The sequence below is a fragment of the Streptomyces galbus genome (assembly GCF_005280195.1).
In the GTDB taxonomy this organism is placed as follows: domain Bacteria; phylum Actinomycetota; class Actinomycetes; order Streptomycetales; family Streptomycetaceae; genus Streptomyces; species Streptomyces galbus.
Map to the genome: position 1 here is coordinate 378,094 of NZ_SZPR01000012.1, position 20,486 is coordinate 398,579.

The 20,486-nt window shown below is 74.9% G+C and carries 21 protein-coding genes and 1 pseudogene; 10 read left to right on the forward strand and 12 right to left on the reverse strand.

Translation table 11 applies throughout. The annotated features are described in order from the left end of the window. Positions 1-133 precede the first annotated feature (133 nt). Positions 134-1,318, forward strand: a complete 1,185-nt coding sequence (locus E4U92_RS14675; protein ID WP_137300816.1) for a serine hydrolase domain-containing protein — start codon at positions 134-136, stop codon at positions 1,316-1,318. Between the two features lie 130 nt (positions 1,319-1,448). After that, complete coding sequence (locus tag E4U92_RS14680; RefSeq protein WP_137300817.1) at positions 1,449-1,976, forward strand: hypothetical protein; 528 nt, start codon at positions 1,449-1,451, stop codon at positions 1,974-1,976. 59 nt (positions 1,977-2,035) lie between these two features. Here E4U92_RS14680 and E4U92_RS14685 read toward each other — a convergent pair whose 3' ends face one another. The 5 genes from E4U92_RS14685 to E4U92_RS14705 form a co-directional block, all read right to left on the reverse strand. Next, a complete protein-coding gene (locus E4U92_RS14685) occupies positions 2,036-3,286 on the reverse strand; it encodes an MFS transporter (protein ID WP_168725133.1) in 1,251 nt (416 codons plus the stop codon). A 472-nt stretch (positions 3,287-3,758) separates the two neighbouring features. Then, positions 3,759-4,322: a hemerythrin domain-containing protein gene (locus E4U92_RS14690; protein ID WP_137300819.1), complete on the reverse strand. Its 564-nt coding sequence runs from the start codon at positions 4,320-4,322 to the stop codon at positions 3,759-3,761. A gap of 95 nt (positions 4,323-4,417) precedes the next feature. Beyond that, entirely contained in the window at positions 4,418-4,954 is a 537-nt protein-coding gene (locus E4U92_RS14695; protein WP_137300820.1) for a DUF1360 domain-containing protein, read from the reverse strand. Between the two features lie 71 nt (positions 4,955-5,025). Then, positions 5,026-6,906 (reverse strand): serine/threonine-protein kinase, encoded by a 1,881-nt coding sequence (locus E4U92_RS14700; protein ID WP_229862043.1) that lies wholly within the window; start codon positions 6,904-6,906, stop codon positions 5,026-5,028. A gap of 105 nt (positions 6,907-7,011) precedes the next feature. Then, on the reverse strand, positions 7,012-7,467 hold the full coding sequence (locus E4U92_RS14705) for a MarR family winged helix-turn-helix transcriptional regulator (RefSeq protein ID WP_137300821.1): 456 nt from the start codon (positions 7,465-7,467) through the stop codon (positions 7,012-7,014). Between the two features lie 143 nt (positions 7,468-7,610). Between E4U92_RS14705 and E4U92_RS14710 the strand changes: the two genes are divergently transcribed. Beyond that, complete coding sequence (locus E4U92_RS14710) at positions 7,611-9,068, forward strand: MFS transporter (protein WP_137300822.1); 1,458 nt, start codon at positions 7,611-7,613, stop codon at positions 9,066-9,068. Positions 9,069-9,182: 114 nt separating this feature from the next. Here the strand turns inward: E4U92_RS14710 and E4U92_RS14715 are convergent, their stop codons facing one another. After that, a complete protein-coding gene (locus E4U92_RS14715; protein ID WP_137300823.1) occupies positions 9,183-9,746 on the reverse strand; it encodes an NADPH-dependent FMN reductase in 564 nt (187 codons plus the stop codon). A gap of 120 nt (positions 9,747-9,866) precedes the next feature. On the opposite strand from E4U92_RS14715, the gene E4U92_RS14720 reads away from it, so the two are divergent. The 3 genes from E4U92_RS14720 (at position 9,867) to E4U92_RS14730 (ending at position 13,177) form a co-directional block, all read left to right on the forward strand. Further along, positions 9,867-10,541: a TetR/AcrR family transcriptional regulator gene (locus tag E4U92_RS14720; protein ID WP_137300824.1), complete on the forward strand. Its 675-nt coding sequence runs from the start codon at positions 9,867-9,869 to the stop codon at positions 10,539-10,541. Between the two features lie 81 nt (positions 10,542-10,622). Continuing rightward, entirely contained in the window at positions 10,623-11,672 is a 1,050-nt protein-coding gene (locus E4U92_RS14725; protein WP_137300825.1) for a LacI family DNA-binding transcriptional regulator, read from the forward strand. A 68-nt stretch (positions 11,673-11,740) separates the two neighbouring features. Continuing rightward, the gene (locus tag E4U92_RS14730) at positions 11,741-13,177 is read left to right on the forward strand and encodes an aldehyde dehydrogenase family protein (RefSeq protein ID WP_137300826.1); all 1,437 of its coding nucleotides are present in this window, start codon (positions 11,741-11,743) and stop codon (positions 13,175-13,177) included. Positions 13,178-13,214: 37 nt separating this feature from the next. Here the strand turns inward: E4U92_RS14730 and trxA are convergent, their stop codons facing one another. Further along, positions 13,215-13,598, reverse strand: a complete 384-nt coding sequence (trxA, locus tag E4U92_RS14735) for a thioredoxin (protein ID WP_137300827.1) — start codon at positions 13,596-13,598, stop codon at positions 13,215-13,217. Positions 13,599-13,740: 142 nt separating this feature from the next. On the opposite strand from trxA, the gene E4U92_RS14740 reads away from it, so the two are divergent. Continuing rightward, positions 13,741-15,159 (forward strand): dihydrolipoyl dehydrogenase family protein, encoded by a 1,419-nt coding sequence (locus tag E4U92_RS14740; RefSeq protein WP_137300828.1) that lies wholly within the window; start codon positions 13,741-13,743, stop codon positions 15,157-15,159. Between the two features lie 54 nt (positions 15,160-15,213). Here E4U92_RS14740 and E4U92_RS14745 read toward each other — a convergent pair whose 3' ends face one another. Together E4U92_RS14745 and E4U92_RS14750 are read right to left on the reverse strand one after the other, a co-directional pair. Then, positions 15,214-15,858, reverse strand: coding sequence for a peptide deformylase (locus E4U92_RS14745; protein ID WP_137300829.1), 645 nt, complete (start codon positions 15,856-15,858; stop codon positions 15,214-15,216). A gap of 98 nt (positions 15,859-15,956) precedes the next feature. Further along, positions 15,957-16,259 carry a tetratricopeptide repeat protein gene (locus E4U92_RS14750; RefSeq protein WP_137301116.1) on the reverse strand — a complete coding sequence of 101 codons (303 nt, stop codon included), beginning with the start codon at positions 16,257-16,259 and terminating at the stop codon, positions 15,957-15,959. A gap of 184 nt (positions 16,260-16,443) precedes the next feature. Between E4U92_RS14750 and E4U92_RS14755 the strand changes: the two genes are divergently transcribed. Then, positions 16,444-17,409 carry a pirin family protein gene (locus tag E4U92_RS14755; RefSeq protein WP_137300830.1) on the forward strand — a complete coding sequence of 322 codons (966 nt, stop codon included), beginning with the start codon at positions 16,444-16,446 and terminating at the stop codon, positions 17,407-17,409. 25 nt (positions 17,410-17,434) lie between these two features. On the opposite strand, the gene E4U92_RS14760 is transcribed toward E4U92_RS14755, so the two are convergent. Next, complete coding sequence (locus E4U92_RS14760) at positions 17,435-17,836, reverse strand: STAS domain-containing protein (RefSeq protein WP_137300831.1); 402 nt, start codon at positions 17,834-17,836, stop codon at positions 17,435-17,437. A 108-nt stretch (positions 17,837-17,944) separates the two neighbouring features. On the opposite strand from E4U92_RS14760, the gene E4U92_RS14765 reads away from it, so the two are divergent. After that, positions 17,945-18,277: a helix-turn-helix transcriptional regulator gene (locus tag E4U92_RS14765; protein ID WP_168374604.1), complete on the forward strand. Its 333-nt coding sequence runs from the start codon at positions 17,945-17,947 to the stop codon at positions 18,275-18,277. Positions 18,278-18,452: 175 nt separating this feature from the next. Continuing rightward, positions 18,453-18,671, forward strand: a pseudogene (locus E4U92_RS36620) (flavodoxin family protein); the annotation flags it as partial. Positions 18,672-18,849: 178 nt separating this feature from the next. On the opposite strand, the gene E4U92_RS14775 reads toward E4U92_RS36620, so the two are convergent. Both E4U92_RS14775 and E4U92_RS14780 read right to left on the reverse strand, forming a co-directional pair. Continuing rightward, the gene (locus E4U92_RS14775; RefSeq protein ID WP_137300833.1) at positions 18,850-19,215 is read right to left on the reverse strand and encodes a gas vesicle structural protein GvpA; all 366 of its coding nucleotides are present in this window, start codon (positions 19,213-19,215) and stop codon (positions 18,850-18,852) included. 115 nt (positions 19,216-19,330) lie between these two features. Next, on the reverse strand, positions 19,331-20,191 hold the full coding sequence (locus tag E4U92_RS14780) for a GntR family transcriptional regulator (RefSeq protein ID WP_137300834.1): 861 nt from the start codon (positions 20,189-20,191) through the stop codon (positions 19,331-19,333). Between the last annotated feature and the right edge of the window lie 295 nt (positions 20,192-20,486).

A 20,486-nucleotide genomic window follows, 5' to 3' on the forward strand; every position in this document is an offset into this window, starting at 1 on the left:
GCGGCGGGCGCGCGGCGCACCGGGCGAAGCTGGACGCCGGTACGGCGGCACACCGCGCCACCTGGTCGTTCACGCCCTGCCCCGAGGTCGCCGCCCTGCCCGACGTCACCGCCCCGTCCCCGGGAGAGCCCCCATGCCCGCACGTCCCCCTCTTCTCCGCCGGCCGGCCGGCGTCGCGCTGGTCGTGGCCGGCCTGGCCGTGCTGTCCACGGCGGCCGCGGTGGCCGTCGCGCCGCCGTCGCCGTCGTCCTCCGCGCGCGCCCGCACCCTCCAGCAGCAGCTCGACGACCTGGTGGGGGCGCCCGGCGGGCCGCCCGGGGTGATCGCCGTCCTGCGCGACGACCGGCGCACCCGGGTGCTGCGGTCCGGCGTCGCGCAGACGGGGACGCACCGCGCGCCCGGCACCGACGACCACATGCGCATCGCCAGCGCGGCCAAGGCGTTCAGCGGGGCCGTCGCGCTGTCCCTCGTCTCCCGCGGCGACCTGGGGCTGGACGACACCCTCCGCCAGCGGCTGCCGAAGCTGCCCCAGGCGTGGGGGGCCGTGACCGTGCGGCAGCTCCTGAACCACACCAGCGGCCTGCCCGACTACATCCGCGCCCCCGCCTTCCAGAAGACCGTCACCGCCGACCCGCACCACCGGTTCGACTCGCGCCGCCTCCTCGACTACGTCGCCGACCAGCCCCTGCGCTTCCGGCCCGGCACGCGGTACCAGTACTCCAACTCCGACAACATCGCCGTGGCCCTGATGGCCGAGGCCGCCACCGGGACCCCGTACGAGAAGCTGCTGGGCCAGCGGGTGTACGGCCCGCTCGGCCTGCACGACACCAGCCTGCCGCAGGACTACCGCATCCCCGCGCCCTACCTGCACGGGTACGACGTCGACCCGCCCGCCGCCCCGCAGGACGTCAGCGAACTGCTGAGCGCCTCCGGCATCTGGGCCTCGGGCGGCATCATCTCCACACCCGCCGACGTCACCCGCTTCGTGCGCGGCTACACGGGCGGCAGGCTGTTCGCCCCCCGGGTGGCCGAGGAGCAGCGCCGCTGGGTCACCGGCGCGTCCGAGCCCGCCGGGCCGGGGCGCAACGACGCCGGCCTCGGCATCTTCCGCTACACCACCCGCTGCGGGGTCGTGCTCGGCCACACCGGCAACATGCCCGGCTACACCCAGCTCATGGCGGCCACCCCCGACGGCCGCCGCTCCCTGACCTTCGGCACGACCACGCAGATCAACGAGGCCCAGAAGCCGGACCTGCTGAAACGGCTGCGGACCGTCCAGGAGAACGTCGTGTGCGAGCTGCTGCACGCCTCGTCCTGAGGCGCAGTGGGGGAGCGGTGTGGCCGAGGACACCGAGGGACACCGGTCACAGCCGGGTTCCCGGGCCCGGCAGCGGCGGCTACCGTGTGCGGACCTCCCTGTTCTCCCGCTCGACCCCGGACGGCCGGCCGTGCTCGCAGACCTCTCCCCGCTCATCGCGGCGACCACCCAGTGGCTCACCCGTGCCTACCCGGCGTCCGGCGGCGCCCTGGCCGCCGCGCTGTGCGAGGTCCAGGCCCGTCAGGCCGTGACCGTCGCCGCCTGGCTGCGCTACCCGACCGCGATGGACGCCGCCCTCGTCGGCATGGCCGGCCCCGGCGGCTGCGCCCGCCTGGACTGGATCACCGGTGCCGGAGAGCACGACGACGCCGACGAGGACGCCGTCGCCTGGCGCACCTGGGTCGACGAGGTCGTGGCGAGCTGGGCCGCGTGCCTGCTCGCCGACCCGGAGCTCGCCGAGGAGGCCGTCGGCGCCCTGCACGGCGGCGGCCACGCGGGCGGCCTGCCGCTGGAGTTCCGGCGCCTGCTCGCCCCGGACGCGGGCGACCGCGCGGCGGCGGCCCTGCTGCGCCACCCCGACCTCCTGGCCCCGGTCGCCGACCTGCACCACGGGCAACTCCTGGACCGCCTGACACCTGGCCAGGCCCTGATCGCCTGAGCGGCGGGTGTGCGGCGGGTGTCAGCGGCGGGGTCCTACGCCCCCACGCCCGGCCGCACTCACGCCGCCGTGCTCAGCGCCCCGCGTCCCGTGACGTCGCCGTCCAGGGCCGGCAGGAGGACCGGTGCGTCGGTGGTGCGGCGGGTGCGGGCCAGGTGGCCGGCGCCGATCGTGGCGGCGACGACCAGGCCGCCCAGTACCAGGGCGCCGCGCGCCCCGGCCAGCTCCATCAGCAGGCCCAGGGCGGGCGGTCCGCCCAGGCTCCAGACCGTGCCGACGCTGCTCCACACCCCGAGCACCCGGCCGCGCAGCCGGGCGGGCGGGTCGGTCTGCAGGACGGCCGTGCCCGCGGTGTCCGAGACGGACTCCACGACGGCCATCGGCAGCACCAGGACCAGCAGCACCGTCAGCGACGGCGACAGCCCGGCGGCCACCTGGAGCAGACCGCCCACGGCCGCCAGGCACCCCACCAGCCGGACGGAGGGCATGCGCAGCCGCGCGCCGAGCACCGCCCCGACGATGCCGCCGGCGGCCAGCACCGTGGACACCGTGCCGAACGACCCGGCGCCGCCCGCCAGCGGCCCGCTGACCAGCACGGCGAGCGTCAGCCCGTAGTTGCGCCCGAAGACGGCGCTGACCCCGGTGATCCCGGCCAGCGCGACCAGCCGGCGCCGGCGCGCGAAGAACACCAGGCCCTCACGGACGCCCCGGTGCGGCGGCGGGGTGCGGCCGGCCACCGGGGTCGGCCGGGACGCGGCCGCGCCCCGCACCGGGCGCAGGAAGGGGATGACGGAGGCCACGAACAGGAACGACAGGGCGTTGGCCCCGTACGCGGCGGCCGTGCCGAGGAAGCCGACCGTGACCCCGGCCAGCGCGGCGCCCACGAGCCGGCCCGCGCTGTGGACGAGCGCGCCGACGCCGATGGCGGAGGGGACGTCCTCGACCGGCACGAGGTCGTTGCCGAGCAGGGCACAGGCAGGTCCGTCGACGGTGGCGATCAGGCCGGTCACGGCGGCCAGGGCCAGCAGCGAGGTCATGTCGAGCCGGTCCACGGCCACCAGTACGGCCGTCAGCAGGGCGACCCCGCCCAGCAGGGCCTGGCTCACGGCTGCGGTCGGCTTGCGGGGCCAGCGGTCGACGGCGGTGCCGCCCAGCAGGCTCACGAACAGCGCCGGGGCCGCCTGCACGGACATCGACAGGCCGGTCGCGGCGGCGGAGCCGGTGATCTGCAGGACCAGCAGGTTCTGCACCGTGAGCTGCATCCAGGTGCCGGCGTTCGACACGAAGTTCGCGACGGACCACCAGCGCATGCTGCGGTGGCGCAGGGAGCGCCACGGCGAGCGGGACGCGGGAGGCACCGGCCGGGCGGCGGTGTCCGGGGCAGGGGAGGTCAGGGGAGGGGCAGCAGACACGGTCCGGTTCTCGACAGCCAGGCGGGGAGGTGACTGGCGGAACCGAAGAGTCACCGGCTGCGCTGCACGGCCGTTCCGGCCCAGTCGTTCAGGGCGCGGACCATCGTGGCAGACGGGGCGGCCGGCCCCGGCGTGACGCACGCCGCACGCGCGCGGTGCGACGCGTCAACGTCCGCCGTGGAGACGGCCGTTGCAGCAGCGAGTGGCCTTGCTCACAAGCAGGTTTGAAAGGGAGCATCCCGGGCACGCGCGAGGGCCCCTCACCGCCTGTGAGGGGCCCTCGCCCTGCTGGGTGCCGCTTCCACGCCCCCCGGGCGTAGGAATCCTGGCGGCGGACGGTGGCTGACGGCGGCGGACTGCGGCGGACGCGTCAGTCCGTCTTCCCGCGGCCCGAGAGGGCGTCGCGCAGCCGGTCCACCAGCCCGGCACCCGGCGCCAGCATCTTGTTGGCCGGCGGGTGGTCCGGCGCGGCCGGGTGCGGGCGGGTCGGCGCGACCTTCTTGGCCTGGCGCACCTTGTCGCCCAGCTTGTCCAGCGCCTCCGGGGGACAGGAGGCCCGCAGCCGCACGAAGAGGTTGCCCTCCTCGTCGGCCACGTGCGAGCGGATCTCGGCCATGAGCTTGGTCATGAGACGGTCGAAGTCGGGGTCGTCCGCCTCGCAGCCCTCCAGGTCCTTCATGAGCTGCTCGGCCTCGGCGTGGTCCTCGAGCTCCTTGTCGGCCAGCGCGTCGCCGCCCGCCACGTGCTCGCGCACCGCCGGGTAGAGGTACATCTCCTCGGCGACCGAGTGCCGCACGAGCTCCATGACGGCCTGGTCGGCGTACACCTTCCGGTCCTTGTGGCCGGAGGGCAGCGCCTCGATCTTGCCGAAGAGGTCCTCGACCTCGCGATGATCGGTCATCAGCTCGTCGATGACGTTCCCGCCGTGTCCCATGCCCTTTCACCTCCCTGCTGATCGCGGCGGCCCCTGGCGGGCGCGCCGCGGCGTGTCGAGTGCCCCGCTCCCGGACGGTCACACGGTGCAGTCGGTCAGCTCTCGGTGGACTGCTGCGTCCAGGTCCACGCGTAGTGCAGGAAGTCCGACACCGTCAGGGCGCCGAGGCCCGCGCTCGCCAGCCGGGTGGCGCGCGGCGCGGCGGCGTACCCGCACACCAGCGCCCCCATCACCCAGGTGGCGGTGCAGAAGGGGCACGCCACGAGGTCGCCCACCGCGCGCCGCACCCCGGTGCCGCGCGGCTCGTCCATGACCTCGGCGGCCTCGCCCTGATCCGCCCGGCGGGTGAACGGCGCCCGCACGAAACTGGTGATCTTGGCCCTGGTCAGCACCCGGGACATCTTGTACGTCGCCGTGCCCAGCAGGGCGACGTCCCACGGCGGCACCCGGTCGGGCAGGCGTACGCCGCGCCGCCGGGCCACCGCGGTGAACGTGCCGATCCCCGCCGTGAAGATCCCGGCGAGCACGGCGTACCCGGCCAGGGGCACCGCGTCGGCGGCGCCGTACCCCTCGTGGTTCTCGTGGCCGTCGTGGCCGTCGTGGCCGTCCTCGTGGACGGGATCCGTCGTCATGGCACCTCCAGGAGCGTGTTCGGCGTCCCCGGGTACCCCGCGCCCGTGCGCCTATCGCCCCTGATCGGGGGTCATTCGGCGGCGCGCAGCGCCGCCCACGTCCCATGGGCCACGACACCGTCCGCCGCAAGGCCCCGGTCGCTCTGGAAGGCGCGGACCGCCTGCTCGGTGCCGGTGCCGAACGCGCCGTCCGGATCGGTGCCGCCGAGGCTGTAGCCGCGCGCGGTGAGCATGCACTGCACCTGCCGCACCCGCTTGCCGGTGTCGCCCGGTCCGGTGCGTCCGCTGCCCGGGTAGTAGGTGCAGTCGGTGTTCCAGGGCTGGGCCGCCGGCTCCGGCGCGGGGGCGCTCGTGACGGGTGCCGGCCCGCCGGGGTCCCCGGGGGTCGCCGCGACGGACCCCACCGGGCCCGCACCCGGCGGGGCGTCCGTGGCGTGGCCCGCAGCGGCCGGCGCGGTAGGGCGTCCGGGACGCTCGGACCCGGAGACGGCCCGCCCGCCGGGCTCACCGGCGACGGACGCGCCGTCGGAGACCCGGGACGCCGACGGGGACGCGCCACCGCCGCGGGCCCCGCCCGGCAGGGCCCCGGACGCCGTGGCGACCGCGCCCGGGGAGTGGGCCGTCGCCGGACCGTCCTCGCGGGAAAGGACGAGGACCCCGGCGGCGACGGCGGACAGGGCGACGCCCGCGCCGACGGCCAGCGCCTGTCTGCGGCGCAGGCGCCGGGCCCGTAACGCCGCGGGAGCGACGTCGTCACCCGGCCCGGGGGCGGGAGCGGGCTGCCGTGCGCCGGGGGAGTGCGCACCCGCCCGGCCCTGGGCGTGTCCGTACGCCCCAGCGGGCCGGCGGTCCTGCGCGCGCCCGTGCGCCTCCGACGCCTGCGCGTCCGGCGCCCGCCCGTCCCGCACGCTCCCGTCCGACGGGTGCAGCCCGGCCCGTGCCCGCACCCCCGGCGGCCACAGCAGGGCCGCCCGGGCCACCGGGAGCCGGTGCAGGGTGTCGTGGGCCCGCTGCCGCACCAGCACCCTGCTGTGCACCGGCTCGGGCCAGCCGTCGACCGGGACGTGCCGCTCGGCGGTGCCGACGAGGTCCCGCGGGGTGGGCCGGGCGGCGGGATCCTTCGCCAGACAGCGGGTCAGGAGGGCGCCCAGCTCCGGGTCGCCCTCGGCGACCGCGCCGAGCACGTCCGGGTCGGGCTCCTCGAAGGCCACCCGGTGCATGACGTCGACGCCGGTCCCGTCGCCGAACGGGCCGCGCCCCGCCGCCGCGTAGACCAGCGACCCGGCCAGCGAGAACACGTCGGAGGCGGTGTCGCAGTGCCCCGTGCGCAGGTACTCCGGGGACATGTAGGCGGGGGTGCCCACCCGGTTGCCGGTGCCGGTGACGGCGCTCGCGTCGACGGCCTTGGAGATCCCGAAGTCGATGACGTGGGCGCCGTCGGGGCACAGCAGGACGTTGGACGGCTTGAGGTCCCGGTGCACCACGCCGGCCGCGGACAGGGCGAGCAGCGCCCGCCCCAGGTCCGCCACCAGCCGCCAGACGGCGGGGGCCGCCAGCGAGCCGTCCTCGCGCACCACGGCCGCCAGGTCCACGCCGGGCAGGTACTCGGTGGCCATCCACAGCAGGTCGTCGTCGAGGCCCGTGCCGCACAGCCGCGGCGCGTACGGCGGGCCGACCCGGGAGTGCACCGCCGCCTCGTGGGCGAAGCGCCGCTGGAAGCGGGTGTCCTCGGCGTACTCGGGGCGGATCACCTTGACCGCGAACAGCCCGGGCCCGTCGTCGGCGGAGCGCGCCAGGTACACGCGCCCCATGCCCCCGCTGCCCAGCAGGGCGAGCGGGACGTGGGGGCCGACCCGCACCGGGTCGCCGGGCCGCAGGGGAGCGGCGCCGGTCTGCCGGAGTGCCGCCGATTCGTGCGCGGTGGGGGCCGGTGGTGTGGTCCGGTCGGACACGGAACTCCCGAAGTGATGTTCGCCGTACGCCAGTTCGCTCGCAGAAGGGTCACGAGGCTAACCCAGGCGCGGCTCCTGGTCAGGAGTTCGCACAGTCCCGCGGGGTCAGGGGCGCGGCCAGGGGCGGCCGCCGATGCGTTCGATGCCGTGGTTGAAGCGGCGCAGATAGCCGGCGAACGCGGCGATGTCGTCGTCCGACCAGTCGGCCATCACCTGGTCCAGGACCTCGACGATGCCCTCGCGCTCCTCGTCCAGCAGGCGTGAGCCCTCCGCGGTGATGCGGAACTTGCGGGCCATGCCGCCCTCCGGGTCCGCGATGCGCTCCAGCAGTCCGGCGCGGGTCGCCGCCGCCGTCTGCCGGTTGAGGGTGGAGGCGTCCAGGCCGAAGGCGTCGCTCAGTTCGCCGATCGACATCGGGCCCTGCACGCGGATCCGGCTGAGCAGGATGTAGGCGCTGCGCTCCAGCACGCCGTCCTGGCGCCGTCCCCCGCGCCGGCTGAGGAAGGTGTGGCGGCTGAGCAGCATCTGCTCGTACTCGACGTCGTGCGTCGGCCTCTCCATGCGCGGGCCTCCTCTTCGCGGTGCGCCTCCCATCCTTGCACACGGTCGTGCATCAGCCACATCATGTGCGTGATGCACGGAACATGTAAGATGCACATCCCTTCTTCCCCGAGTCCCACCCACAGAGAGTCGAGGAGTCCTCCATGGACGCCCCCCAGCCCACCGCGCGCACCGGCGGCGTGGTCGCCACGCTCGCGCTGGCCGGCACCACGGCCGCGGTCATGCAGACCCTGGTCACCCCGCTGATAGCCGAACTGCCGCAGATCCTCGACACCTCGTCCTCGAACGCGGCCTGGGTCATCACCGTCACCCTGCTGGTGGCCGCGGTCTGCGTGCCGATCTCCGGCCGGCTCGGCGACCTCGTCGGCAAGCGGCGGATGCTGCTCGCCTGCGCCGTGCCCCTCGTCGCCGGCTCGGTGGTGTGCGCCCTCGCCTCCGGAGTGGTCCCGATGATCGTGGGGCGCGGACTGCAGGGCATGGGCATGGGCATGGTGCCCCTCGGCATCGCCCTGCTGCGCGACGTCGTGCCGGCGGAGAAGCTGAGCTCCTCCATCGCCCTGGTCAGCGCCTCCATGGGCATCGGCGGCGGCCTCGGCCTGCCGCTCGCCGCCGCGATCGCGCAGTACGCCGACTGGCGGGTGCTCTTCTGGGGCTCGGCCGCACTCGCGGCCGCCATCGGCGTGCTGATCTGGTTCCTGGTCCCGGAGGTGCCGGCCGGTGCCAAGGGGCAGCGCTTCGACCTGGCCGGCGCGCTCGGCCTCGCCGCCGGTCTGGTGAGCCTGCTGCTCGCGGTGTCCAAGGGCGCCGACTGGGGCTGGGGTTCGGCCACCACGCTCGGCCTGTTCGCCGCCTCCGTGGTCGTCCTGCTCGCCTGGGGCCTGTGGGAGGTGCGCACCACCGACCCGCTCATCGACCTGCGCACCACGGCCCGCCCCCGGGTGCTGCTCACCGACGTCGCCTCGGTGTTCATCGGCTTCGGCATGTACGCGAGCATGCTGGTGATGCCGCAGTTGCTGCAGTTCCCCGAGGCCACCGGTTACGGCCTGGGCCAGTCGATGCTCGCGGCCGGCCTGTGGATGGCCCCCGGCGGCATCATGATGATGGTGGTCTCCCCGCTGGGCGGGAAGCTCACCGACGCCCGCGGGCCCAAGTTCACCCTGGTCTGCGGCGCGCTCGTGCTCGCCGCCGGCTACGCGCTGGCGCAGGCCCTGATCGGCACGGCCTGGGGCGTCATGCTCGTCACCATGGTCACCAGCGGCGGCGTGGGTCTGGCGTACGGGGCGATGCCCGCCCTGATCATGGGGTCGGTCCCGCTGTCCGAGACCGCCGCCGCCAACGGCTTCAACACCCTGATGCGCTCGCTGGGCACGTCGATCGGCTCGGCCGTCATCGGCGTGATCCTGGCCCAGATGACCACGACCATGGGCGGGCACACCTTCGCCTCCGAGGCCGGCTTCCGCACCGCGCTGCTCGTCGGCGGCGGCCTGGCGCTGGTCTCCGCGGCGATCGCGGCCGTCATCCCCGCCGTACGCGCGGAGCCGCCGCGCCCCACGCGGGCTCCGGCGGCCGAGTCCGGCGACACCCCGGCGGCACGGGCCTGACCCGCCCCGGGGGCGGCGGCCCGTGGGGTCGTTCGGGAGACTCGGACTTCCCCGTGAGCGGAAGGAGGAGGGTGCCGTCCTGCGGCACCCTCCTCCTCACTGCGTCGGCGGCGGTCAGGCGGCGACGGTCTCGCCCGCGTGGCCGTGCAGGCGCGCGACGACCTCGGTGAGCTGCGCGGCGACCTCGGCGTCGTCGACCGGGTGGACCTCGGCGAAGCGGGTCACGGAGCCGGGGATCGAGAGCTTGATGTCCTCGATGACCCGGCCGCCGGCGATGCCCACGGCCTTGCGGGTCTCGTCCTGCGCCCACACGCCGCCGTACTGGCCGAAGGCGGTGCCGACCACGGCGACCGGCTTGCCGCCGAAGGCGCCGGCGCCGTAGGGGCGGGACAGCCAGTCGATGGCGTTCTTCAGCACGGCCGGGATGGTGCCGTTGTACTCGGGCGAGAAGAACAGGAAGGCGTCGGCGGCCTGGGCGGCCTCACGCAGCTTGGCGGCGGGGGCCGGCACGGCGCCCTCGACGTCCAGGTCCTCGTTGTAGAAGGGGATCTCGGCCAGACCCTCGAAGAGCACCACCTCGGCGCCCTCCGGAGCGAGCTTGACGGCCGCCTCGGCGAGCTGGCGGTTGTGCGAACCGGCGCGGAGGCTGCCGACGAGCGCGAGGATGCGAACAGACATGGGGGTACTCCCAGGGAGGCTGAAACATTGCGGTAACGATCCGGACCGAGGTCCGTTTAATTTCTAGCACTGTAACCGGACCGCGGTCCAGTTTGATTCCCGGTGCTTTACGCTGTCTTCATGTCCGCCGCGCTGCCGCCCTTCCCGCACACCGAGGAGCCCTTCGGCCGAACCGAGTTGCTCCAGCTCGACACCACCGCCCACGAACCCGACGCGTGCCTGCGGGCCGACGCCGCCCGCAACCGGGCCCGGCTGCTGGACGCCGCCGCCCGGCTGGTCGCGGAACACGGCGCGGCCGGGGTCACGATGGAGGCGGTGGCCGCCGCGGCGAACGTCGGCAAGGGCACCGTCTTCCGCCGCTTCGGTGACCGTACCGGTCTGCTGACCGCGCTGCTGGACCACTCCGAGAAGAAGTTCCAGGCCGCCTTCCTCGGCGGACCGCCCCCGCTCGGGCCCGGCGCGCCGCCCGTGGAGCGGCTGCGCGCGTTCGGCTGCGCCATGCTGCGGCGCTCGGCCGAACAGCTCGACCTGCAACTGGCGGCCGAACCCAGCGCGGACCGCCGCTTCGCCTCGCCCCCGCTGCGGGTGCTGCACGGCCACGTCGCCCTGCTGCTGCGCCAGGCGGTGCCGGACGCGGACACCGAACTGGTCGCGCACACGCTCATGGGCTACCTCAACCCCGTGCTCATCCACCACCTCACCCGTCAGTGCGGGATGCCGCTGGAGCGGCTGGAGGCCGGCTGGAGGGACCTGGTCGACCGGGTGACGGCAACGGCCCCGGACACCGCCGGCTGACCGGTCACAGGCTCCAACTCCTGACCTGCGGAAGGGGGTTGACGGCCCCCGGGCGGTGGGGCACGGCGGGCTTCTGCCAAGATGCGGTACGTCATGGTGCAGATCCCCGACCCGCCCGCGCCGCCGTCGTCGCCGGCGTCGCGCCCCGTGCCCACGAGCGCCGACGTGGCCCGCCTGGCCGGCGTCTCGCGCGCCACCGTCTCCTACGTGCTGAACAACGCCAGCGCCGTACGGATCAGTGAGCCCACCCGCCGCCGCGTCCACGAGGCCGCCCGCGAACTCGGCTACGTCCCGCACGCCGCCGCCCGCAGCCTGCGCGCCGGCCACAGCCGCATGGTCCTGATGCCCGCCCCGCCCGTGCCCGCCGGCCCGCTCTACAGCCAGTTCGTGCACGACTTCCAGCAGGCCCTCGGCCGGCTCGACTACACCGTCGTCCAGTACGGCGCCAGCGGACTGCGCGGCGACGAGGCCGCCCGCGCCTGGGCCGAGCTGCGGCCGGTCGCCGTCCTGGTGCCGGGCCCCGGCATCGGCCCGGAGGGCGTCGCCGTCCTCAAGCGGTCCGGCGCCCGCGCGGTGGTCACGCTGGGCTGCGACCGGGTCGAGGGCGCCCACGCCCTGCTGCTGGACCACGAGACCGTCGGCCGGGCCGCCGCCCGGCACCTGTACGCCCGCGGCCGGCGGCGCATCGGCGTCGTGGTGCCCCGGGAGCGGGGCCTGGACATGTTCTCCCGGCCCCGGCTGGCCGGGGCCCGCGCGGCCCTGGACGGCACGGACGCCACCGTCACCGAGCTGCCCCTCGCCTACACCGAGGAGTCCGCGCGCGCCCTCGCGGCCCGCTGGCGCGACCTCGGCCTCGACGCCGTGTTCGCGTTCAACGACGAGTACGCCGTGCTGGTGCTGAGCGCCCTCGCCGACCAGGGCGTCCGCGTCCCCGGGGACACGGCGGTCATCGGCGCCGACGACCTCCTCCTCGGCCGGCTGGTCCGGCCCCGGCTCAGCACCGTCCACATCCGGCTGCCCTCCGGCCGTGAACTCGCCGAACTGGTCGACCGCGCGGTCCGCCACCCCGGCGCCCCGCCCGAGTCCCGCGAACTGCTCGCGGCCGCGGTCGTGGGACGGGAGTCCAGCTAGGAACGCGCCCCGCGGGGCGCGACTAGCATGGTGCGGGCTCGACCCGTGGGAACCGAACGGAGAGCCGCATGCCGTTGCTCGACCGCGCCACCTGGCAACCCGGCCCCCTCACCGGATCCGCGTCCACCGTCACCGAGCCCGCCACCGGCGAGGCGCTCGGCATGGTCACCGCGGCCACCGCCGAGGACGTTGGGCCGGCCGCCGAGGCAGCCCTGGCCGCCCAGCGGGCGTGGGCCCGCGCCCCGCACCCCGTGCGCGCGGCGGTCCTGCGCAAGGCGGGCGACCTGTTCACCGAACACGCCGGTGAACTGCGCGACTGGCTCGTCCGGGAGTCCGGCTCGGTCCCCGGCAAGGCCGACTTCGAGCTGCACGTCGCGGCCCAGGAGTGCTACGAGGCCGCCGCGCTCGCCTCCCGGCCGGCCGGGCACGTCCTGCCCAGCGAGGCGCCCCGGCTGTCGTACACCCGCCGGGTGCCCGTGGGGGTCGTCGGGGTGATCGCGCCGTTCAACTTCCCGCTGATCCTGTCGATCCGGTCGGTCGCGCCCGCGCTGGCCCTGGGCAACGCCGTCGTCCTCAAGCCCGACCCGCGCACCGCCGTGTGCGGCGGCCTCTCGCTCGCGGCGGTTCTCGCGGCGGCGGGCCTGCCCGACGGTCTGCTGCACGTCCTGCCCGGCGGCCCGCGCACCGGAGCCGCGCTCGTCGCGGACCCGCGCGTCCCGGTGCTGTCCTTCACCGGCTCCACCGCGGCCGGCCGGGCCGTCGGCGAGGCCGCCGGACGCCACCTCAAGCGCGCCCACCTCGAACTCGGCGGGAACTCCGCGCTGGTGGTGCTGGAGGACGCCGACCTCGACGCGGTGGTCTCCACGGCCGCCTGGGGCTCGTTCTTCCACCAGGGCCAGATCTGCATGACCACCGGCCGCCACCTGGTGCACGCCTCCCTCTACGAGGAGTACGTGGACCGGCTGGCCGCGAAGGCCGACGCGCTCACCGTCGGCGACCCGTACCGCGACCCGGTCCACCTCGGACCGCTCATCGACGACCGCCAGCTCGCCAGGGTGCACGCCCTGGTGGAGTCCAGCGCGGCGGCCGGCGCGAAAATCGTGGCCGGCGGCACCCACGAGCGGCTGTTCTACCGGCCGACGGTGCTCGCCGGCGTGGACGACGACACCCCGGCCTACGCCGAGGAGGTCTTCGGTCCCGTGGCGCCCGTACGGGCCTTCCGCACCCCCGAGGAGGCGGCGGCGCTCGCCGCGCGCAGCGGCCACGGACTGGCCCTCGGCATCGTCACCCGCGACACCGCCCGCGCCCTCGACCTCGCCGAGCGCGTCCCGACCGGGATCGTCCACATCAACGACCAGACGGTCAACGACGAACCCGTGGCGCCCTTCGGCGGGGTCGCCGCCTCCGGCACCGGCGCCCGCTTCGGCGGCGAGGCCAACCTGCAGGCCTTCACCGACGTGCGCTGGACGACGGTGCGCGGGGACGTGGCGACGTACCCCTTCTGACCGGGGCCCCTTCTGACCGGAGGCGCCGCGGCGGTCCCTACTCGGCGGACCCCGACTCCGCCTGCTGCTCGGCGATCTGCTTGCGGACCTCGTCCATGTCCAGCTTGCGGGCCTGCCCGATGACGTCCGTGAGTGCGGCCTCCGGCAGCGCGCCCGGCTGGGCGAAGATCGCGACCTGGTCGCGCACGATCATCAGCGTCGGGATCGACTGGATGCCGAAGGCCGCGGCCAGCTCCGGCTGCGCCTCGGTGTCCACCTTGCCGAACACCAGGTCGGGGTTGTCCTCGGCGGCCTTCTCGTAGACCGGCGCGAACTGACGGCACGGCCCGCACCAGGCCGCCCAGAAGTCGATCAGGACGAACTCGTTGTCCGTGACGGTCTGGTCGAAGTTCTCCTTGGTGAGCTCCACGGTGCTGCTCATGACGTGATTCCCTCTTCCCGGTGCTTCCTGCCAGGTGCGTCCTGGCAGGGCGAAGCCGTCCGCACAACACGGCCGGCGGAACGCGTATTCCGCGCCCCTACCCGTGTGGCCGGGCAGCACACTCACCCTCCAGACTGACCCCATGACGGAAACGGAAACCATCGCTTACGACGTCGTGGTGCTCGGCGCCGGCCCCGTGGGCGAGAACGTCGCCGACCGCACCCGCGCGGCCGGTCTGTCCACCGCGGTCGTGGAGAGCGAACTGGTCGGCGGCGAGTGCTCCTACTGGGCCTGCATGCCCAGCAAGGCGCTGCTGCGCCCGGCGATCGCCCGCGCCGACGCCCGCCGCGTCCCGGGCCTCGGCCAGGCGGTCCAGGGCCCCCTGGACGCCGCCGCGGTCCTCGCCCACCGGGACTACGAGACCTCCCACTGGAAGGACGACGGCCAGGTCCAGTGGCTGGAGGGCGTCGGCGCCGACCTCTACCGCGGCCAGGGCCGGCTGACGGGCCCCCGTACGGTGAGCGTCGGCGACAAGGTCCTCACCGCCCGCCACGCCGTCGCCGTCTGCACCGGCAGCCGCGCCGCCCTCCCCGACCTGCCCGGCCTCGCCGACATCACCCCCTGGACCAGCCGCGAGGCGACCAGCTCCCAGGCCGTGCCGGGCCGGCTCGTCGTGGTCGGCGGCGGTGTCGTCGCCGTCGAGATGGCCACCGCCTGGCAGGCCCTCGGCTCACGGGTGACCCTCCTGGTCCGCGGCAAGGGCCTGCTGCCGCGGATGGAGCCCTTCGCCGGGGAACTCGTCGCCGAGGCGCTCACCGAGGCCGGGGCGGACGTGCGCACCGGCACCTCCGTCGCCTCCGTCGCCCGCGCGGACGACGGCTCGGTCGTCGTCACCACCGACGGCGGCGAGCGGATCGAGACCGACGAGATCCTCTTCGCCACCGGCCGCGCCCCGCGCACCGACGACATCGGCCTGGAGACGGTGGGCCTGGAGCCGGGCTCCTGGCTGGACGTCGACGACAGCCTGCGCGTCACCGGCACCGACTGGCTCTACGCGGTCGGCGACGTCAACCACCGTGCCCTGCTCACCCACCAGGGCAAGTACCAGGCCCGCATCGCGGGCGCCGCCATCGCCGCCCGCGCCTCGGGCGTGCCGCTGCTGGAGACGGACCCCTGGGGCGCCCACGCGGCCACCGCCGACCACCACGCCGTACCGCAGGTCGTCTTCACCGACCCCGAGGCGGCGGCCGTGGGCCTGTCGCTGGCGGAGGCCGAGGAGGCCGGCCACCGGGTGCGCGCCGTGGACGTCGACCTGGCGTCGGTGGCCGGCGCGGGCCTGTACGCCGACGGCTACAAGGGCCGCGCCCGGATGGTCGTCGACCTGGAGGAGGAGATCGTCCGCGGGGTGACGCTGGTCGGTCCCGGCGTCGGCGAACTGATCCACTCCGCCACCGTCGCGGTCGCCGGCCGCGTCCCGGTCAGCCGCCTGTGGCACGCGGTCCCGTCGTACCCGACGATCAGCGAGGTGTGGCTGCGGCTGCTGGAGGCGTACCGGGGGTAGCCCGCTGCCGGGCCGGGAACCGCCCCGGGCCCCGCCGGGGGTCCGGGGCGCGTCTCACGGCAGGTCGAAGCCCAGTTCGCGGGCGGCGCGCTCGGGCGTCGGCTGGGCCCAGCGCTCCACCACGGCGTCCTGCGACGACAGCGAGCGCGTCTCGGCGCGGTCGAGGTAGAGGGTGCCGTCCAGGTGGTCCGTCTCGTGCTGGACGATCCGGGCGGGCCACCCGGTGACCACCTCGTCCAGCGGGCGGCCGTGTTCGTCTTCGCCGGTCAGCCGCACCCGGGCGGGCCGGGCCACCACGGCCTGCCACCCCGGCACGCTCAGACAGCCCTCGAAGAACGCGGCACGATCGGTCCCGACGGGCTCGTACGAGGGGTTGACCAGGACCCGGAAGGGCAGCGGCACCCGGCCACGGGCCACCCGCACCTCCTGAGGCACCGGTGCCGGGTCCTCGACGACCGCGATCCGCAGCTCCACGCCGACCTGAGGCGCGGCGAGGCCGACGCCGGGGGCGGCGCGCATGGTCACGCGCAGGGCCTCGACGAAGCGGGCCAGGAGCGCGGGGCCCAACTGGCCGTCGTAGCGCACCGTGCCAGCGCGCAGCACGGGGTCGCCGGCCGCGACGATGGGCAACGGGCCACCGGCGGAGAGGAGTTCCTCCACGCGCTCGGCAAGGGGCGGGCGACTGGGGGGAGATGCCATCCGGTCAGGATGCCACGGCGGCGGGGCGGGGCGGACGAACCACGGGCCCGGCTCCCCGCGGGGAACCGGGCCCGTACGCCTCGCTCGTCCGGCCGCGCTCACACCCGCGCGGACGCGGTGTCGAACTCGCCCGCCAGCGCGGCGGCGATGCGCAGGTGCGACTCCGCCTCCTCGGCGCGCCCCTGGCGCTCCAGGGTGCGGCCGAGCAGCAGCCGGGCGTAGTGCTCGACCGGGTCGCGCTCGACGAGGACGCGCAGCTCGGCCTCGGCGCGGCGCAGTTGGGCCGAGTGGTAGTAGGCGCGGGCCAGCAGCAGCCGCGGCCCGGTCTGCCCCGGCACCTCGGCGACCAGCCCGTCCAGGACGCGCGCGGCGGCGGTGTAGTCCTTGGCGTCGAAGAACATCCGGGCCCGCTCCCAGCGCTCCGCCGGCTCCCCGTGGGCGTAGTACGTGGTGTCGTATGTCGTGTCCACTCGTGACCTCCTTCGACGCCCTCAACCCGGGCAGGTAGTTGAAAATTCCACAGCCTCGGGCGGGCGGCCGGCTACGGAACTGACGGGCGGCGTGCGGCGGGGCTAGGTTGTGGACATGAGCAACCTTGACCGGCAGCCGGTGCCCGCCGCGTGCGGCGGCCGCGGATTCGTCGTCGCGGAGCCCGTGCGCGAGCTCCTCAGCCCCCGCACGGTCCAGCTCGGCGAGTCGACGGAGGTCCGCCGGCTGCTGCCCAACCTGGGCCGCAGGATGGTGGGCGCCTGGTGCTTCGTCGACCACTACGGCCCCGACGACATCGCCGACGAGCCCGGGATGCAGGTTCCCCCGCACCCGCACATGGGCCTGCAGACCGTGAGCTGGCTGCACCAGGGCGAGGTGCTGCACCGCGACTCCACCGGCAGCCTCCAGACGATCCGCCCGCGCGAGCTGGGTCTGATGACCTCGGGCCGGGCGATCAGCCACTCCGAGGAGAGCCCGAGGCCGCACGCCCGCTTCCTGCACGGCGCGCAGCTGTGGGTCGCGCTGCCGGACAGCCACCGGCACACCGACCCGCACTTCGAGCACCACGACGACCTGCCGGTCGTCACGGCGCCGGGCCTCGAGGCCACGCTCGTCCTGGGCTCGCTGGACGGGGCCACCTCGCCCGGCACGACGTACACCCCGATCGTGGGCGCCGACCTGACGCTGGCCCGCGGGGCGGACGTACGGCTGCCGCTGGAGCCGGACTTCGAGTACGCGGTGCTGTCCATGGCGGGCGAGGCGCACGTCGACGGCGTCCCGGTGCTGCCCGGCTCGATGCTCTACCTCGGCTGCGGCCGCACCGGACTCCCGGTCCGCGCAGAGTCGGACGCGAGCCTGATGCTCCTGGGCGGTGAGCCGTTCGAGGAGGAACTGATCATGTTCTGGAACTGGATCGGCCGCACCCAGAAGGAGATCGAGCAGGCCCGCCGGGACTGGATGACGGGCACGCGCTTCGGCGAGGTCGAGGGCTACGACGGCGCCCCGCTGCGGGCCCCGGAGCTGCCGGTGACCCCGCTCAAGCCGCGGGGCCGGGTGCGCTGACCCGCCCGCCGCGCGCGGGGACCCGTCACGCCACGGCGTCGTCGACGGTGTCCCGGATGTCCAGGTAGCCGTCCACGCCGGTGATCTCGCAGATCTGCCGGACCTGCGGGGACGGCGCGACCAGGCGCAGCCTGCCCGACCGGTGGGCGCGGATCAGCAGGGTCAGGAACGTCGAGTCGGCGAAGGTGACGCCGGAGGCGTCGAGGACGACGACGGGGTGCTCCCGCACCGCGCTGTCCAGCGCCTGCGCCAGGGGCGCGACCGAGTCCATGTCGTAGGCGCCGCGCGGGGCGATCACCCACGCCCCGCGCCGCCCGTACTGCGGCACGCCGGACCCGTGCGGTCCGTGTCCGCCGGTCCGCTCCAGCCGTGGCGTCCCACCCGCGGGACTCGTGAGGGTGGGCACCGCGGCCTCGTCCCAGGGCACCGTCGGCTCCTCCCTGTGGCTCCCTCGCGGGAGCGCCAGTCGTCGATTGCATGAAATCTATGTCATGTAAATCGATTCTGGCAACCTCTGTCCCCTAGAATGCCGGTCATGGTTGGAGTGCCCGCATCACACACCGGATGGACGTTCATCACCAGCCACGCGCGCGTCCTGGCTGCCATCGCCGACAATCCGAACGTCCGCGTCCGCGACATCGCCGCGCGCTGCCGGCTCACCGAACGGGCCGTCGCGCGGATCATCTCGGACCTCGAGCAGGACGGGTACCTCTCGCACACCCGCCAGGGGCGCACGAACACCTACAGCATCGATCCGGACAAGGTCCTGCGGCACCCGGCGGAAGCCGGGCTCACGGTGGCGTCGCTGCTCTCCCTGCTGGTGCAGGACGAGTCCGAGCGCACGGGAGAGCCGGCCGCCCACCTCTGAGGCGCGCGGCCCGACCGCACCCACTCCGTGGCGGGCCGGCGCCGGCGTCCACCGGCCGGTGCCGTCATCCGAGACCCCTACCGGTCACCGCTCGTTCTCCGGCTCACCGGCCGTCCCGTCCCGCCGCCAAGCCCGCCACCGTCACGGCGGCCCAGCCCAGCGCGCTGACGACCGCCACGTGATCACAGTGATCAACGGCGCCCTGTGCGACCTCGGCTACACCATCCCCCGCCAGTCGTGGACCTACTGGCACCTCGGCCCCGGCCCGGGCCCGGACTGCTTCGACGACGAGCGCGGCCACGACTGGGCCCACAGGACCGGCCGCGCGATGGCCGCCAACCTGTACGGCACCGCACGGGCACTGGCCGCGAACCCGCTGGGCGCCCCGCCCTCCTGGTCTGCGGCGGTCCCGACGGGCGGCACGGCACCGCGCCCGCACGGCCTCCGGGGCCCCGCCGTTCCGGTCGGCACGGGGCCCGACCGGACACGGGCGAGCCCGTCCTTCCCGCCCGGCCGGGAACTGTCCCGGCGGGGGAGCGGTGGAAGGACGGGCTCGCCGGCGGGTGGCGCCCCTACGAGGAGCGCTTCTCGTCGCGCACCTGGTGGAACGCGTCAGAAATGGTCTGCGCGGCGCCCGAGAGGGCCCCCTTGGTCTTGCCCCGGGCGCCGCCCTCCATCAGCTTCTCCGGCAGTTCGGTCAGCCCGGCCGGCTTGCGCGGCCCCGCTTCGAGGTCGAGGCGGTTGCACGCCTCGGCGAAGCGCAGGTACGTGTCGACGCTGGCGACCACGATCCGGATGTCGATCTTGAGAATCTCGATGCCCACCAGGGAGACCCGCACGAAGGCGTCGATCACCAGGCCCCGGTCGAGGATCAGTTCCAGGACGTCGTAGAGGCCACTGGAGCCCCCGCCGCCGCCCTGCTGCCGTGCCACGGTCATCTCGATCAGCCTCCTGCCGTCGTGTCAGCCACCCTGTAGGGGCGGCTTCCCTCGGACGGCCGGGATATCCGCCTCGTGCAGTGCCGGCCGGGGCAGGCGCCGACGAGACCACCCCCTAGCCCTGGACGTCCCCGAGCGTGGACGCCGTGACCGGCGCGCCGTCGGCGAAGTCGCCCGGGGGGATGCCGGGGTGGTGCCCGGCGGAGGGTTCCGCGGTCTCCGCGTCTGCGGTCAGCCGCAGGCGGGAGACGATGCGGTAGCGGTCCCCGCGGTACACCGAGTGGACGTACTCCACGGGCCGGCCCGTGGAGTCGCTGGTGAGGCGCTCGAAGAGCAGGGCCGGGAACAGCTCCGGCACGTCCAGCACCTCCGCCTCCGCCCGGGTGACCACCGTCGGCTCGATCGCCTGCGTCGCCTCGCTCACGTGCACGCCGTGGTGGGTGCGCAGGTGCTGGTAGAGGTCGCCCTGCTCCAGTTCGCGGGCGGTGAGGCCGGGCACCGTGGCGGCGGGGATGTGCAGGTGCTCGATGGCGATGGGGGCGCCGTCGACCAGCCGCAGCCGGGCCACGTAGAAGATCTCGGCGGCGGGGGAGAGGCGCAGTTTGCGGCCCACCCGGGCGCCCGCCGGCATCGTGGTGAACTCCAGCAGCCGGCTCGTCCAGGTCCCCGAGGCCTGCGGCACGCTGAGCGACTGCCGGTCCTGCACCAGCTCCTGGGTGATCTTCTCCGGTGCCACGAAGACGCCCCGGCCGTGCTCGCGCACCAGGATGCCGGCGGTGACCAGTTCGTCGACCGCCGCGCGCAACGTCGGCCGGGACACCCCGAGTTGGGCGCACAGGGAACGCTCGGACGGGATGGCGTCGCCGGGACTGCGCTCCTCCGCCATGGTCAGCACCGCGTCGCGGACCCGCTCCCGCTTGAGGACCCCGCCCGTCGACCGCGCCGCCGCGCCCGCCCCTGGTTCCTTCTCGGCCATCCGTACCGTCCCCTTCCCCCGCGTTCCCCCGTGCCTTTCCCGTGCGGATGCATCTGACCAGTTCCGTGATGCGACCACAAGAGACCACTGGTAAAGGACCAGTTTACGACGCAGTTGCCCAGACAGGAGAACGTTCCGTTCCCCTCACCCGGTAATTCCCGGGCGTGCGTGGGGGGTTGACGGCCTTATTGGTCCATGCCATTTTCTTCCACCACCAACAGGTTATCTGTCCAGTGGCGGCCCGTGAGGCAACTGGTCAAGTATCCGGGGCGTCGTCCCACCCTGCCCCGCGCCA

What these genes read in the sequence shown, in the direction of transcription:
- E4U92_RS14780 (WP_137300834.1), bottom strand. Translation starts at nt 20,191, where the DNA reads ATGGCCGAGAAGGAACCAGGGGCGGGCGCGGCGGCGCGGTCGACGGGC.
- E4U92_RS14755 (WP_137300830.1), top strand. Translation starts at nt 16,444, where the DNA reads ATGAGCAACCTTGACCGGCAGCCGGTGCCCGCCGCGTGCGGCGGCCGC.
- E4U92_RS14710 (WP_137300822.1), top strand. Translation starts at nt 7,611, where the DNA reads ATGGACGCCCCCCAGCCCACCGCGCGCACCGGCGGCGTGGTCGCCACG.
- E4U92_RS14730 (WP_137300826.1), top strand. Translation starts at nt 11,741, where the DNA reads ATGCCGTTGCTCGACCGCGCCACCTGGCAACCCGGCCCCCTCACCGGA.
- E4U92_RS14685 (WP_168725133.1), bottom strand. Translation starts at nt 3,286, where the DNA reads ATGCGCTGGTGGTCCGTCGCGAACTTCGTGTCGAACGCCGGCACCTGG.
- E4U92_RS14695 (WP_137300820.1), bottom strand. Translation starts at nt 4,954, where the DNA reads ATGACGACGGATCCCGTCCACGAGGACGGCCACGACGGCCACGACGGC.
- E4U92_RS14740 (WP_137300828.1), top strand. Translation starts at nt 13,741, where the DNA reads ATGACGGAAACGGAAACCATCGCTTACGACGTCGTGGTGCTCGGCGCC.
- E4U92_RS14705 (WP_137300821.1), bottom strand. Translation starts at nt 7,467, where the DNA reads ATGGAGAGGCCGACGCACGACGTCGAGTACGAGCAGATGCTGCTCAGC.
- E4U92_RS14765 (WP_168374604.1), top strand. Translation starts at nt 17,945, where the DNA reads ATGGTTGGAGTGCCCGCATCACACACCGGATGGACGTTCATCACCAGC.
- E4U92_RS14745 (WP_137300829.1), bottom strand. Translation starts at nt 15,858, where the DNA reads ATGGCATCTCCCCCCAGTCGCCCGCCCCTTGCCGAGCGCGTGGAGGAA.
- E4U92_RS14725 (WP_137300825.1), top strand. Translation starts at nt 10,623, where the DNA reads ATGCGGTACGTCATGGTGCAGATCCCCGACCCGCCCGCGCCGCCGTCG.
- E4U92_RS14720 (WP_137300824.1), top strand. Translation starts at nt 9,867, where the DNA reads ATGTCCGCCGCGCTGCCGCCCTTCCCGCACACCGAGGAGCCCTTCGGC.
- E4U92_RS14750 (WP_137301116.1), bottom strand. Translation starts at nt 16,259, where the DNA reads ATGTTCTTCGACGCCAAGGACTACACCGCCGCCGCGCGCGTCCTGGAC.
- E4U92_RS14775 (WP_137300833.1), bottom strand. Translation starts at nt 19,215, where the DNA reads ATGACCGTGGCACGGCAGCAGGGCGGCGGCGGGGGCTCCAGTGGCCTC.
- E4U92_RS14690 (WP_137300819.1), bottom strand. Translation starts at nt 4,322, where the DNA reads ATGGGACACGGCGGGAACGTCATCGACGAGCTGATGACCGATCATCGC.
- trxA (WP_137300827.1), bottom strand. Translation starts at nt 13,598, where the DNA reads ATGAGCAGCACCGTGGAGCTCACCAAGGAGAACTTCGACCAGACCGTC.
- E4U92_RS14715 (WP_137300823.1), bottom strand. Translation starts at nt 9,746, where the DNA reads ATGTCTGTTCGCATCCTCGCGCTCGTCGGCAGCCTCCGCGCCGGTTCG.
- E4U92_RS14675 (WP_137300816.1), top strand. Translation starts at nt 134, where the DNA reads ATGCCCGCACGTCCCCCTCTTCTCCGCCGGCCGGCCGGCGTCGCGCTG.